Source organism: Paraflavitalea sp. (assembly GCF_059502485.1).
Genome location: NZ_JCACET010000008.1, coordinates 845,794 through 859,746, shown reverse-complemented (window position 1 = coordinate 859,746; position 13,953 = coordinate 845,794). Strand labels below are relative to the sequence as shown.

The following is a 13,953-nucleotide window of genomic DNA, read 5'->3' as shown; positions in this document are numbered from 1 at the left end:
AACTATGGTAAAAGTCAAAACAACCCGCGTAGCACTTATCGACGACCATGTACTATTGCGCAATGGGTTGGCCAGCATGGTAAAAAACTTCGATGGGTATACAGTGCTGCTGGAAGCCAACAACGGCAAGCACTTCATCGAGCAACTCAAAACCAACTCAGCTCCCGACCTCGTGCTGATGGACATCAATATGCCCGACATGGATGGCTTTGAAACCACCCTGTGGTTGAAACAAAACTACCCCGACGTACGGGTGCTGGCCCTTTCCATGTACGACAATGAACAGTCCATCATCCGTATGTTGAAAAATGGCGCAAGAGGCTATATACTGAAAGAAACAGAACCCAAAGAATTCAAGTGTGCGTTGGATTCGGTAATAGATAAAGGCTATTACTATTCCGAAATGGTGACCGGCAAAATGATCCACGCACTCAACAACCTCGAAGACGACAACAACAGCATTAAACCCCTGATCTCATTAAACGACCGGGAAATAGAATTTCTGAAACTGGCGTGCACAGAACTTACCTATCGCGAAATAGCCGACAAAATGCACCTGAGCCCGCGCACCATAGACGGCTACCGGGATGCACTGTTCGAAAAACTCAACGCCAAAACAAGAGTAGGACTGGTCGTCTATGCAATACGCAACGGAATATTCCAGGTTTAGTCCAATAAACAAAAAGACCAGCTTTCCAGCTGGTCTTTTTTTATAAGCTATAATTGATACGGCTTAATTCAACACACTATTTTCCTTCACTACCTCGATCCCCTTCTGCTCTTTAATAGCACCCCAGCCACCCAGCACATTGTGCAGGTTATGAATACCCTGGCGCTTGAGCAGCGAAGCAGCGATGATACTACGGTATCCACCGGCACAATGCACATACAGGTTTTGGTGCTCCTGTATATTAGCCATGCTACCGGGATCAGTCATTTCATTCAAAGGAATATTCACCGCACCGGCAATGTGGCCATCAGCAAATTCAGTTTCGCGGCGCACATCAACCACTATGAGGTTTTTATCATAAGGCAGGTCCATCGCCAGCTCATCAGCTTCTATGTCGATGATCAGATCGATCTGTTCACCCGCAGCCCTCCAGGCTTCGATGCCACCTGCAAGAAAACCCTGCATTTGAGAGAAGCCTACACGCGCCAGCCGCACAACACTCTCTTCCTCCATGCCAGCTTCAGTTACCAGGATAATGGGTTTATCGAAAGGCAACAGACTGCCAGCCCACTCGGCAAAACGTCCTTCCAGACCAATGCTGATAGAACCCGGCACAAACTGTTGTGAAAACTCATTCGCCTTGCGTGTATCGAGTACGATCACTTCCTCATTGTTCATCCACTCTTTAAACTCAGCTACAGACAATGGAGTGAGTCCTTTCTTCAAAATACCATCAAGGCTATCATAACCCTCTTTATTGATACGCGCATTGATCGGAAAATATTGCGGAGGCAAACCCAACCCATCGGTCACCGCCTTGATAAAATCTTCGCGTGACTGTGGCTGTAAGGCATAGTTGGTTTCCTTTTGCTCGCCGATTGTACTATGCGTCTCAGGCCCCAGGTTCTTACCACAGCTACTACCCGCACCGTGTGCAGGATACACAATAACAGAATCAGGCAACGTAGCGATCTTCTGCTGCAGCGAATCGTACAACATAGAAGCAAGATCTTCCTTGCTAAGGTTACCACTGCTGAGATCGGGACGACCCACATCACCCACAAACAACGTATCGCCGGTAAACAAAGCATAAGGAACATTATGCTCATCACGCAGCAGGTAACAAGTAGATTCGAGCGTATGACCAGGCGTATGAATCACTTCAATCGTCAGGTCTCCTAACTTAAACACCTCGCCGTCCTTCGCAAGATGGATCGGGAAATTAGTTTCCGTGGATGGACCATACACGATCGGTGCATCAGTAGCCTTTTGCAGATCGAGATGACCACTCACAAAGTCCGCATGAAAATGTGTCTCAAAAATATACTTGATAGAAGCGTTACGTTCTTTCGCCAGGTCGAGGTAACCCGCAATATCCCGCAAAGGATCGATAATAGCAGCCTCGCCATTACGCTCAATGTAATAGGCTGCTTCACTTAAACAGCCTGTGTATAATTGCTTTATAAACATATTGCAAAGGTAGTCCTTAAATGTAAAAAGCAGAACATGGTAGGCCATGTCCTGCTTTGAAGCAGATTATCAAAAGGTTAAACCGGATAATCAGGTGTTCAGATCCTCTACACACTCCATGATGTGTGCCACACGGGCACTATTCACGGAATAATAGATGAACTTGCCATCCCGCTCTGTTTTTACAATCCCAGCCCTGCGAAGAATCGCAAGGTGTTGTGAAGCTACCGACTGTTCAAGTCTAAGCCGCACATAGATTTCAGTTACGGTGAGGCGCTTTTGCTCATCTATGAGCTTAAGGATCTGCTGGCGCAACTTGTGGTTAAGTGCGCGTAAGATCATCGCGGCCTTTTTTAGGTTTAGGAAGTCAACCTTGACGGAATCCCCATGTACGCCGTCTGCATTCAGCACCATGGAGTAGTTGCTTGTTACGTTCATGTGCACATCAGAGCTTTTAAAAATTTAATAGGATAAGCGTGCCAAATTTACAAGAAAAAAAATACTATGTGAATTAAAGGTCTATAAAAGTTTCACTTAGTTTAAATTTTTATATGAGAGTAGAATTCCTTGAGATAAGCGGGCTCAGTGTAAGCAAGGTCAGCCCACAATTGCCGCTGGAACTGCTTTTCAGCCAGGTAAGCAAGGTCGGAAGCAGAATAATCACCCGCGTAAAACATTGCATTTGAATGATTAGTTAGGGGTTTCCACTTATCCATTCCATTCCCACAGAAAATTATGCGATTATTCTCTAACTCTTTGTTAAAAGAATTATTGTCTAATATACGCGCACCACCCGGAATTATTACCTCCAAGTCTATACTATAGACGGCAGTAAACACTTCCATCCTGCGCGCATCAATCATAGGACATAATAAGGCAGGTAACAGAGGAGATTCGCCCGATGACAATCCCATCGCTTCGCGCGTTGCATAAGCAATCACTTTTAATGTACTCTCCGTAATCAACGGAATACTAAGCGCATAACACAAACCCTTTGCTGTAGCCATTCCCACGCGCAACCCGGTATAAGAGCCCGGCCCGGCCGTAATAGCCACCGCCTCCAACTGCTGCATGCTGAAACCCGCATCCCGCACAGCCTCCGCAATAGCAGGCTGGACCCAGCTCGCATGATCCTTCTGCTCACGGTTTACCATAGTCGTGATAGCCACACCATCCTTCGCCACACATATACTCGCATATTCAGTAGCAGTATCGATATTCAATAACAGTCCCATGAGCTTAATCCCTCCTTTTGACGACAACCTGCACAAATACATGTGCAATAAGATGCTGTCGTGGTTCTATTTACATAACAATCAATCAAAAAGGTTGGTGGTCCTCACCAACAACTTCCACCATCCTTTACAAGTCAGCCCAGTTCCTGCACCAGTGCAGGCGCCGGTGTATAACGAGCGTCAGACCTTGCAAGCTCCTGCAACAACTCGCCAATATTGCGCAAGCCAATAGCATCGCTCCATGCAAATGGTCCAAAAGGATAGTTTGTGCCAAGTTTCATGGCCACATCAATCTCTTCTTTAGAGCTTACACCAGCCCCCAGCGTATAATAAGCTTCATTAACAATAGCAGCCAGCACCCGCGGCGTGATCATTCCACACACATCCGGCACCACCTGGTAGCGCCATTGCAAAGCATTAAACACGAGCTGCACCCCTTCCAGTTGATCCCTATCCGTTAGGGCAACTTCAATTAAGGGTCGACGTAATAAACCAGGCCATGCATTCACCCGGATAAGCTGCTTGCCAATTACCTGTCCGGTCCAAGGTACTGCGTTCACAAACAACGGTTTACCATTCACAGGCTTCAGCCGTGCAGTCCTTTCAGGGTCGGCATCAAACAACAAGTCGAAATAAGCATCCGCTTCCACCATCAACAAAGAACTCACCGAGTCAACCCACATAAACTCCACGCCCGCAGGAACTTCCTTCTCCAGCCACTCATTCTTCAAAACATCATTCGCCAGTATGGCAATGGTCATGACAAAAAATTTACGCAAAGAAAGAGCATTGTCACCAATTGCCCGCTACCAGTTTAGTTAACGGAAATCCGGAATTGCCCTATTTTTGGTCCATGGAAAAAAAGATCATCAATACCAGCAATGCGCCCGCTCCCATTGGTCCCTACAACCAGGCCATCCAACTCGGCGGCTTACTATTCGTGTCCGGACAGATCGCCATCAACCCGGCCAACGGCAATATAGAAGCAACCGACATCCATGCAGAGACCCACCAGGTAATGCACAACCTCAAAGCCATCCTGAGCGAAGCAGGCATGGACTTCAGCAATATTGTAAAAACAACCATCTTCCTCAGCGATATGTCACTCTTTGCTACAGTAAATGAAGTGTACGGCAAATACTTTCAAAGCGATTTCCCGGCTCGGGAAACAGTAGCAGTAAAAGGGTTGCCCAAGAATGTGAACGTAGAGATCAGTGTGATCGCAGGCAAATAAGAACACAATAAGAAGCCGGAAGCCCGATGTCAGCCATGCTTATTATACAATGACTAACAACAGACTTCCGGCTCAATATAATTTATGGGAAGGTTCCCGATTCAAACGTTCAACGCTGAACGCCCGACTCTCAACTATTTCAATACGCCCAGTTCCTTACCAACCTTCGTAAAGGCAGCAATAGCTTTATCAAGATGTTGTTGCTCATGACCGGCACTTAGCTGCACGCGAATACGCGCCTGGCCTTTCGCCACCACCGGGAAGAAGAACCCAATTACATAAATACCTTCCTCCAGCAGCTTCGACGCAAAATTCTGCGCTACCACAGCATCATACAACATGATCGGAACGATCGGGTGATCACCAGGCTTGATATCGAAGCCGGCCTCCGTCATCTTACTGCGGAAATATTTAGTGTTATGCTCCAGCTTATCGCGCAGCGTGGTCGTTTCAGTCAGCAGGTCCAGCACCGCAATAGAAGCGCCCACAATACTTGGCGCCAGCGTATTGGAAAACAGGTAGGGCCTTGAACGTTGACGCAGTATCTCGATCACTTCTTTGCGCCCACTGGTAAAACCACCGGAAGCTCCGCCCAACGCTTTACCCAGCGTACCGGTAATGATATCTATCTTACCCATCACACCCCTGTACTCATGCGTACCACGGCCTGTTTTGCCAAGGAAGCCACTGGAGTGACATTCATCGATCATAATAGCCGCATCATACTTTTCAGCCAGCTCCACGATCTTGTCGAGTTGCGCAATAGTACCATCCATACTGAAAGAACCATCAGTGATGATAACACGGCTGCGTTGCGCCTGGGCCTCTTTCAGCTTGGCTTCCAGGTCCTCCATATTATTGTGCTTATAACGATAGCGCTGCGCTTTACAAAGACGAACGCCATCGATAATAGAAGCGTGGTTCAGTTCATCGGAGATCAACGCATCCTGCTCATTATACAAAGGCTCAAACACACCCCCGTTCGCATCAAAAGCCGCAGCATAAAGGATCGTATCCTCTGTACCCAGGAATTGAGAAATCTTCGCCTCCAGTTCCTTATGAATATCCTGCGTACCGCAGATGAAACGCACACTGCTCATACCATAGCCACGATGATCGACAGCCTTCTTGGCTGCTTCGGTCACCTTGGGATGAGAAGACAGGCCCAGGTAATTGTTGGCGCAAAAATTCAGCACCGTCTTACCGTTAACTACAATTTCAGCTCCCTGAGGAGATTCGATGATACGCTCCGTTTTGTACAATCCGGAAGCCTTGATTTCTTCCAGTTCAGTAGCCAGCCTTTTGACTAAATTTTCATTCATGGAAAGAGGAATTTTTTAGATAAGGGCACAAAAATAATGATTTGAGGTGCTGCTTATTTGAAATTTTCAAATGCTTAATATCACTATACTACCATCACCTAAGAGGAGACTGCACAGATAAAAATGTGTTCACCAGGGCTTAAGCCGTACTTATCCCGTATACAAGCCGGAGTTAAGCCGTACATAAGCCGCACTAAAGGCGCACTTTCATAAAAAATATGGTGTAATTATATTACCCTCGCATGCCTCACCCAAACCTTCAAGCATCTAAAAATCAGCGACTTACTCATCTGTAAAAGCATTTCACTATATCTATGTAGTAAAGCTGCAACCCTCATAAACCCTTAGTGGATTTATAGTAAGGGAAAAAGCCCCGGCAAGGGCCGATTACGTCAGGAGGATTGGGTATTTTTTGCCGGTAACAAGCTTCATTAACCAAATTTCAGATTAATTAACCATTCCTGTAACATTTTGGTTATAACTTCGTCTTATTAACAAATAGCCATGCCATGCGTAAGAAATTCTTCCTCCGCACATTCATTATACTGGTAGTCCTCACGGGAGGCATATTGGTAGTTGCCGCCACCCGGGCAGGCAAAACAACAGAAGAAGAAGTGTGTAGCGAGTCAAAAGACCAGCCTGAAAAGCCCAAAGCACAGGGAGAGTTTATCATCCTCGAAGCGCTGAACCGTGCTGTAATGGTTACAGCCAGGTAGTTAACTTTTGAATATCAACGATTTACAATATTACTAAGAGGCCCTTGCGGCCTCTTTCTTATTTTAGATAAAAAATTTCACCGGTAGCTGTAACATTTCCTATCCCTGTACGCTCTTACCTTATATACAAGCATTAAGAGAACGGACTATAGCTTATGACCGAAAAAGAGTATAACCAGTGTGTAACAGAGTACGCGGATAACGTGTACCGCTTCGCCCTTAAAAATCTTCGCAACACCGAAGATGCCAGGGATGTGGTACAATCGGCATTCGAAAAAATGTGGGTCTACAAGGCAGACGTAGGAGATGGCAAAGGCAAAAGCTATCTGTTTACCATCGCCTACCACCTGATACTCGACCACGTACGAAGAGTAAAAAAGAAGACGAGCATTGAAAGTGAGATGAAAAAGGATTATCCGGAGGAACCTCAGTCGTACGACCGCCCCATGAACAACACCCGCAAAGTGCTGGAAGCGGCACTGGCACAACTGGACGAAACACAACGGTCATTGGTATTGCTGAAAGATTATGAAGGATATTCTTATGTAGAGATCGGGCAGATTACCGGTTTGAACGAAAGCCAGGTAAAAGTGTACTTACACCGCGCCCGCGTGCAGTTGAGAAACTATTTGGTCAGCCCTCAAAATGTGATATAGCATGAACATTAACCGCCATAATTACGAAGAATACTTTCTGCTGTATGTGGACAATGAGCTGAACATTGCCCAACGCAAAGCAGTAGAAACATTCGTGGCAGAAAATCCTGATCTGCGGGCCGAACTGATCATGTTGCAGCAATCCGTACTACCGGCAGATAACACCATATTCACCGGTAAACACAACCTGTTGAAGAATACAACAGCGCCCAATCCTGTCAATGAAACCAATTGCGAAGAATACTTTGTGCAGTATGCCGATGATGAACTGAATAATGAGCAGAAAGATCAGGTGGAACAATTCGTATACAGGAACCCACAGCACCAGGCAGCATTCGAATTGCTGCAACAGGTAAAGCTGATGCCCGATACTTCCATCGTATACCCGGATAAATATGCCTTGTACCGCCATGAAGAAGACGAAAAGGCGCCGGTGATCAGGATGCGCTGGTGGCGCATAGCTGCCGCAGCAGTGGTGCTGATCTTTGCAGGAGCAATGGGATGGAATATGGTTACGAATGGAGGAAAAAAGAATAATACCGATCAGCCCGGTAATCAGGCAGTAGCAGTGAACGATAAAGATTCAGGTAAAACAAACCAACCGGCAACAACTGTACAGGAACAAACACCCGACAACCTTGCCAGCAAAGACAAAACACCTGTTACAACACCTGATCAAACGCAGAACCTGGCGGTCAATAACGACAAGACCAATAATAAAGACAACAGGAAGGACAATCAATCTTTACCAAAGGTAACAGTGCCTGTTGATCCGACACCTGAAGACAAGATGGCTGTCAATAACGGCAACGAAAGAAAGAACAGTGATACAGAGCCTAAAGTGCCCATAGTTCCAAATACGCCGCAAAAGCAGGATGTAGCAATTAAAACACATGACGTAAAAATTGTAGACCCAACCGACCGTGGCACTATAAATACCGACGTAAAGAATAATGACCTGGCATTAACTACTCCCAAGGTTAATCCGGAGCTAATCAAACAGACTGTCGTTACCGAGGAAATTGACCCCGATGTAATATTCGCAGCGAATGACAACAACAACGGTAAGAAAAACAAATCACGCGGCTTCTTCCGGAAAGTATCCCGTGTTTTCGATAAAGCCACCAATGCAGACCCCGACCACGAAAAGTCGAGCATACGCATCGCCAGCTTTGAAATAGCATTAAAATAATCTCCAATTACACAGTAAATACAGAAGTATGAAAAGGATGTTAGCCCTCCTTGCAGGGATAAGTGTAGCATGTTCAGCCCTCGCACAGGATTCAACACAACAACAAAAAACAGATACCCTCCGCATCGGCAAAATGATCATCGTGCGCGACCCCAACAGCCGTAGCGCCAAAGAAGACAATGACCGGGAATACTCCCGTAGTTATCGCCGGAAGTACAAGCCATCTAATCTCACCACCAACTGGTTGATATTCGATATTGGCTTTACCAACTTCAACGACAAGACCAACTACCTCAGCGCAGAAACACAACTCTTTGCACCTGGAGCAAATGAAGATTGGTTTAAGCTCAGAGCTATCAAGTCTACCAATGTCAACATCTGGCTCTTTATGCAGCGCTTCAACATGATCAAACACGTCGTGAACCTGAAATACGGCTTGGGCATCGATATGAACAACTACCGCTTCGAGGAACCCATTAAGTTCCTGACAGAACCCAAGACTACCGTAATACAGGACCTCACCACTAATTACAAGAAAAACAAGTTGGCGGCCGATTACGTAACTGTGCCCATGATGCTGGAATTTAATTTCACGCCCCACCGCGAAAGAGGATTCAGCCTCGCCGCAGGCGCCAGTGCAGGATACCTTTACTCCAGCCGTCAGAAAACCGTTACCGATGCAGATGGCAAACGCAAGAAACGTGACGACTTCGACCTCCGTCCCTGGAAAATATTGTACATCGCAGAAATGGGATTAGGTCCGGTAAAATTATACGGCACCTATGCACGCGAAAGCATCTTCGAAAAAGGCCTCGACTTTACACCCTATAGCGTAGGCGTAAGGATCAGCAGCTGGTAGAAATCATTGGAGAATATAGCCATGAATTAACTCATTATTTCCTGTTCACCAGCCACGCGCCTACGATCAGACACACAAGCCCGATCATCTTCTGTAAGGTGATCGGGCTTTCTTTCATACCCAATACACCAAAGTGATCCATCAACACCGCAGTGAATAACTGCCCCGCAATAATGAGCACAAACATATTGGAAGCGCCGATCTCCTGCACCGATAACAACACCACCGTTACTACAAATACCCCCAACAGGCCACCCGTAAACTTGTACCAGCTGATATCACTATAGGCCGACAAAGAAGGAAAAGCCTGCTTCGAAAATAAAAGCAGCACAGCCAGCGCAATAGTTCCACCCACAAAAGAAATAAAAGCCGCCAGAAATGGATGATTAATAGCTGCCCTGAGCTGAGCATTGATACCAGACTGAACTGTCATAGCCACACCGGCCATTATCGGCAGAATATAAAAAAGCAGTTTCATGAACATTCCCAATTTGGGTAGCAAGTTACAACAGTCCGTTAACCAGAAATGGCAAATAAATTGCTTATAATAAATCAATAATCCATTGTCTATGTGCTATTGCCTCTTTACCATGTTAAAATTATCCCCATAAAAAATATTTTTATTTCCATATACGTTAATACAGGAGGTCGCTCCATTAAAACATTCTATTCATTTTAAACCACTTACCATCGCCTGGTCTCTACGCAAAACCACGGTTAATATGAAACGCCAACACATCGTCGCGCTGCTCCTCATTTCCTGTGCAGGATTAGCTGCCTTTAAAACCATCGAAACGAGAGTCATCAAGAAAAGATTCTTCCACAATGAGCCTACCGGAACGGTATACGTCATTGTAGATAAGTCCGACTATGAATTGCAGGTATATGATGATGAAGGTTGGTATGCAACCTATCCCGTTGTGTTTGGCAACAAAGACCAAAGCGATAAAATGATGGAAGGCGACCGGAAAACACCCGAAGGAACCTTTAAGATCATCTCCAAAAGACCCCACGAAAAGTGGCATAAAATGCTCATGCTGGATTATCCCACACAGGAAAGCCAACAGAAGTTCAACCAGCGCAAAGCCAAAGGCTCTATTCCTAAAAATGCCAAGATAGGTGGCGGTATCGCTATCCATGGCACCTGGCCCAATGATAATATTGTAGTAGACGATTTTACCAACTGGACCAATGGCTGCATCGCATTAAAGAACGAAGACCTCGATGAGCTGGAAACCTTTCTGCCCATTGGTACCAAAGTAGTCGTGCGCCGCTAACCGGTCACTGCAGTAAAAATTCTTTTATTTCCAGTTTCCATTTTGCAGGCTCCCGCTTGCACAAGGACTCATGCTTTGCAGTTTCATACACCACCAGCTTCTTATGCTGATGCGGAATATTGTTGTAGATAGCATCCGTCTCCGCCTTCGTTACCCGTGGATCCTTGGCACCATGCTGCACCAGCACCGGGCAGTTGATCTTTTTTACATACTCCGCCGGATTGAGACCAAAAGCCCAGAAGCCTCGCATGGTGCCGCCCCAGAAAGTGAGCAACCCCGAAATAGGTTGTTCAGGTAGCCCCATCGTGCGCACCCTTCCCTTTACAGCAGCCGTTAAAGTGCCGTAAGATAATTCCATGATCACCTTCTCTGGCTTGATATCATATTCAGCGATGACATGCGCAATCGTAGCAGCACCCATCGATACGCCCCACAGAACAATGTTCTTTTCACCTTTGGCGCGCACATGATCATAAGCCGCTTTCACATCAGCCGATTCACGATAGCCAATAGTAGACACATTTCCTTCACTGCTGCCATGCGCCCTGAAATCAACCAGCAGCGTATTGAAGCCCAGCTCGTGCATATAGTAGGCCTCTTCCAATACACCTGATCGCGAAGACGCGTGACCATGACATAAAATAACAGTACCCTTCGCACTGTCGCGCGGCATATACCAGGCAGCCAGGTGCATGCTGTCATTAGTGGTTAAAGAAAGTGTATCATAAGGAATCGCAGGCAAGCCCTTAATGACCGACTTGGGATATTGCAAACCAAACACGAGCATCTTTGCTTTTTCCCAGCCCGACATTTGCTCCGGCTTCTTTACAACAGCCGAAGGTTCATCATAGAAATAAGTAAACTTATAGGCATGAAATGCTGCCAGGATATTAAGCAGTACCACCAGGATAAGCAGTACCCGCAAGGCTCTTCGTAATAGTCGCATGAGGGGTTTCGTAGTTTTACTGGAGCAACCCTTAACACTTCAAAATTGTCATATAGCGGGGTGCCCATGGCCAACGAATCTGGCATGAATATCGTACATAATTATGGTACCCCATATCCTTGAAGAACCCAATACACATTGGGAGATAGAACAAAACATATAACATTGGTAATCAGAAAACGGCCAATGTTTTCCGTCTCTATGAAAACCCCATATTACTCCAGCCATGGGGTTTTCTTTTTATATAACCCCTTATAACTTGCCTTTCTTGATCTCGTCTACCACTGCAGGATCCAACAGCGTTGAAGTGTCACCTAATTTATCAGTTTCACCCTCTGCAATTTTACGTAGTATTCTCCGCATGATCTTACCACTCCTGGTCTTGGGAAGACCGCTTACAAACTGAATTTTATCAGGCTTGGCAATAGGTCCGATGATGCGTGAAACGGTTTGTGTGATATCCTGCCGTGTCAATTTCTCATCCTTCATATCACCCTGGAAGATCACGTAAGCGTAAATGCCCTGTCCTTTGATATCATGCGGATACCCAACTACAGCACTCTCTACTACACCCGTGTGCATGTTGATGGCATTTTCCACTTCTGCTGTACCGATACGGTGGCCGCTCACGTTCAACACATCATCCACCCGGCCGGTTATACGATAATTGCCTTGCTCATCGCGCAGACAACCATCACCAGTGAAGTATAAGTTTTCGTACGTAGCAAAATAGTTCTGGCGACAACGTTCATGATCACCATACGTGGTGCGCAGCATGCCGGGCCAGGGGAATTTGATACAGAGATTGCCACTCACGCCATTACCCTCTACCTCTTTACCATTCTCATCTACCAGGATGGGTTGCACACCCGGCAGCGGCAGCGTAGCGAAAGTTGGTTTGGCCGGCGTCACGCCCGCCATATTGGAGATCAACATACCACCCGTTTCTGTTTGCCACCAGGTATCGACGATCGGGCATTTCTTCTTACCGATATGCTCATCATACCAATGCCAGGCCTCTTCGTTGATCGGCTCACCTACCGTTCCCAATACCTTCAAGGAACTGAGATCGTGCTTCTGCACAGGGTCCAGGCCAAAGCCCATCAGGCTGCGGATAGCAGTAGGCGCCGTATACAGGATGTTCACTTTGAACTTGTCTACGATATCCCAGAAGCGGCCGGCATCGGGCCAGGTGGGCACCCCTTCAAACATCAGGGTAGTAGCACCCGCACTCAGCGGGCCATACACGATATAGCTATGACCAGTGATCCAACCAATATCTGCTGTGCAGAAATACACATCACCTGGCTGGTATTGGAACACATTCACAAAAGAGTAATTGGCATACACCATATAGCCACCGCAGGTATGCACCACACCTTTGGGCTTACCGGTAGAACCGGAGGTATACAGGATAAATAGCATGTCCTCTGCATCCATCACTTCAGCAGGGCAATCAGGATTGCCCATGGTTTCCACCTTCTTCACTTCATCTTCCCACCACACGTCGCGACCTTTGATCATGGATACAGCTGTACGCGTGCGGGTCAACACGATCACACGCTTTACAAAAGGACACTGTACCAGCGCATCATCGATCACACCCTTCAAAGGGATCTCTTTATTGCCACGGAAAGCACCATCACAGGTTACTACAAACTCGGCCTTCGCATCCTGCAGACGGTCGGCAATACTTTGTGCACTGAAACCACCAAACACCACAGAATGAATAGCGCCAATGCGGGCGCAGGCCAGCACAGCAATAGCCAGCTCGGGCACCATGCCCATATAGATACAAACACGGTCGCCCTTGCGGATACCGTTATTCTTAAGCACGTTGGCAAACTGCACTACTTTATTATACAGCTCACGGTAGCTGAGCACACGATGATGCTCTTCGGGATCATTCGACTCCCAGATGATGGCAGGCTTATTGCCCAGCGTCTCCAGGTGACGGTCGATACAATTCTCTGTAATATTCAGCTTGGCTCCGCTGAACCATTTAATGGTAGGCTTCTTGAAATCCCACTCCAACACATTGTCCCAGGGCTTGCGCCATTGAAAGTGAGCAGCAATATCACCCCAGAACGCTTCGGGCTGTTCCACACTCTTTTTATAGGCTGCCTGGTATTGTTCTGCTGACTTTATCTGGTAGGGATATGACATAAACGATCGTTTTCCTTTGATTTGGGGCTTAAAAATACAACAGATTAAATACGAAAATGAGCTTATAAGAAAATTTGAAAATTATTCATACGAATAGTCCGGTTAATGCACATTCGGGTTACCACGCACAGGGAAAAAGAATAACAGCATAGCAAACTCCTGCAATTGCGTAGACTATTTGGTTTCGCATTATCAAATTTGCATTACCGT

15 protein-coding genes are annotated in these 13,953 nt (G+C 46.4%); 7 read left to right on the top strand and 8 right to left on the bottom strand.

Annotated features, from left to right (window positions below):
• Positions 1 to 4: 4 nt before the first annotated feature.
• Positions 5 to 670 carry a response regulator gene (locus AC5JBY_RS06290; RefSeq protein WP_495903714.1) on the top strand — a complete coding sequence of 222 codons (666 nt, stop codon included), beginning with the start codon at positions 5 to 7 and terminating at the stop codon, positions 668 to 670.
• A 63-nt stretch (positions 671 to 733) separates the two neighbouring features.
• Here the strand turns inward: AC5JBY_RS06290 and AC5JBY_RS06285 are convergent, their stop codons facing one another.
• The 4 genes from AC5JBY_RS06285 to AC5JBY_RS06270 form a co-directional block, all read right to left on the bottom strand.
• Positions 734 to 2,140 (bottom strand): MBL fold metallo-hydrolase, encoded by a 1,407-nt coding sequence (locus AC5JBY_RS06285; RefSeq protein WP_495903713.1) that lies wholly within the window; start codon positions 2,138 to 2,140, stop codon positions 734 to 736.
• Positions 2,141 to 2,230: 90 nt separating this feature from the next.
• On the bottom strand, positions 2,231 to 2,578 hold the full coding sequence (locus tag AC5JBY_RS06280) for an ArsR/SmtB family transcription factor (protein WP_495903712.1): 348 nt from the start codon (positions 2,576 to 2,578) through the stop codon (positions 2,231 to 2,233).
• A 101-nt stretch (positions 2,579 to 2,679) separates the two neighbouring features.
• Positions 2,680 to 3,375, bottom strand: coding sequence for a tRNA (adenosine(37)-N6)-threonylcarbamoyltransferase complex dimerization subunit type 1 TsaB (gene tsaB, locus AC5JBY_RS06275; protein ID WP_495903711.1), 696 nt, complete (start codon positions 3,373 to 3,375; stop codon positions 2,680 to 2,682).
• A 134-nt stretch (positions 3,376 to 3,509) separates the two neighbouring features.
• Positions 3,510 to 4,136 (bottom strand): 3-hydroxyacyl-CoA dehydrogenase family protein, encoded by a 627-nt coding sequence (locus tag AC5JBY_RS06270; protein ID WP_495903710.1) that lies wholly within the window; start codon positions 4,134 to 4,136, stop codon positions 3,510 to 3,512.
• A gap of 92 nt (positions 4,137 to 4,228) precedes the next feature.
• On the opposite strand from AC5JBY_RS06270, the gene AC5JBY_RS06265 reads away from it, so the two are divergent.
• Positions 4,229 to 4,609 carry a RidA family protein gene (locus AC5JBY_RS06265; protein WP_495903709.1) on the top strand — a complete coding sequence of 127 codons (381 nt, stop codon included), beginning with the start codon at positions 4,229 to 4,231 and terminating at the stop codon, positions 4,607 to 4,609.
• Between the two features lie 134 nt (positions 4,610 to 4,743).
• Here the strand turns inward: AC5JBY_RS06265 and kbl are convergent, their stop codons facing one another.
• Entirely contained in the window at positions 4,744 to 5,931 is a 1,188-nt protein-coding gene (kbl, locus tag AC5JBY_RS06260) for a glycine C-acetyltransferase (protein ID WP_495903708.1), read from the bottom strand.
• A gap of 509 nt (positions 5,932 to 6,440) precedes the next feature.
• On the opposite strand from kbl, the gene AC5JBY_RS06255 reads away from it, so the two are divergent.
• From AC5JBY_RS06255 to AC5JBY_RS06240, 4 genes are all read left to right on the top strand, one after another.
• A complete protein-coding gene (locus AC5JBY_RS06255; protein ID WP_495903707.1) occupies positions 6,441 to 6,647 on the top strand; it encodes a hypothetical protein in 207 nt (68 codons plus the stop codon).
• Positions 6,648 to 6,802: 155 nt separating this feature from the next.
• The gene (locus AC5JBY_RS06250; protein ID WP_495903706.1) at positions 6,803 to 7,303 is read left to right on the top strand and encodes an RNA polymerase sigma factor; all 501 of its coding nucleotides are present in this window, start codon (positions 6,803 to 6,805) and stop codon (positions 7,301 to 7,303) included.
• A gap of 1 nt (position 7,304) precedes the next feature.
• Positions 7,305 to 8,495 carry an anti-sigma factor family protein gene (locus AC5JBY_RS06245; protein ID WP_495903705.1) on the top strand — a complete coding sequence of 397 codons (1,191 nt, stop codon included), beginning with the start codon at positions 7,305 to 7,307 and terminating at the stop codon, positions 8,493 to 8,495.
• 28 nt (positions 8,496 to 8,523) lie between these two features.
• A complete protein-coding gene (locus tag AC5JBY_RS06240) occupies positions 8,524 to 9,354 on the top strand; it encodes an outer membrane beta-barrel protein (protein WP_495903704.1) in 831 nt (276 codons plus the stop codon).
• A 34-nt stretch (positions 9,355 to 9,388) separates the two neighbouring features.
• Here the strand turns inward: AC5JBY_RS06240 and AC5JBY_RS06235 are convergent, their stop codons facing one another.
• Positions 9,389 to 9,832 carry a DMT family transporter gene (locus AC5JBY_RS06235; protein ID WP_495903703.1) on the bottom strand — a complete coding sequence of 148 codons (444 nt, stop codon included), beginning with the start codon at positions 9,830 to 9,832 and terminating at the stop codon, positions 9,389 to 9,391.
• A gap of 244 nt (positions 9,833 to 10,076) precedes the next feature.
• Between AC5JBY_RS06235 and AC5JBY_RS06230 the strand changes: the two genes are divergently transcribed.
• Positions 10,077 to 10,631, top strand: a complete 555-nt coding sequence (locus AC5JBY_RS06230) for a L,D-transpeptidase family protein (RefSeq protein WP_495903702.1) — start codon at positions 10,077 to 10,079, stop codon at positions 10,629 to 10,631.
• A gap of 4 nt (positions 10,632 to 10,635) precedes the next feature.
• Here the strand turns inward: AC5JBY_RS06230 and AC5JBY_RS06225 are convergent, their stop codons facing one another.
• Both AC5JBY_RS06225 and acs read right to left on the bottom strand, forming a co-directional pair.
• The gene (locus AC5JBY_RS06225; protein ID WP_495903701.1) at positions 10,636 to 11,577 is read right to left on the bottom strand and encodes an alpha/beta hydrolase; all 942 of its coding nucleotides are present in this window, start codon (positions 11,575 to 11,577) and stop codon (positions 10,636 to 10,638) included.
• A gap of 252 nt (positions 11,578 to 11,829) precedes the next feature.
• Positions 11,830 to 13,743, bottom strand: coding sequence for an acetate--CoA ligase (gene acs / locus AC5JBY_RS06220; RefSeq protein WP_495903700.1), 1,914 nt, complete (start codon positions 13,741 to 13,743; stop codon positions 11,830 to 11,832).
• Between the last annotated feature and the right edge of the window lie 210 nt (positions 13,744 to 13,953).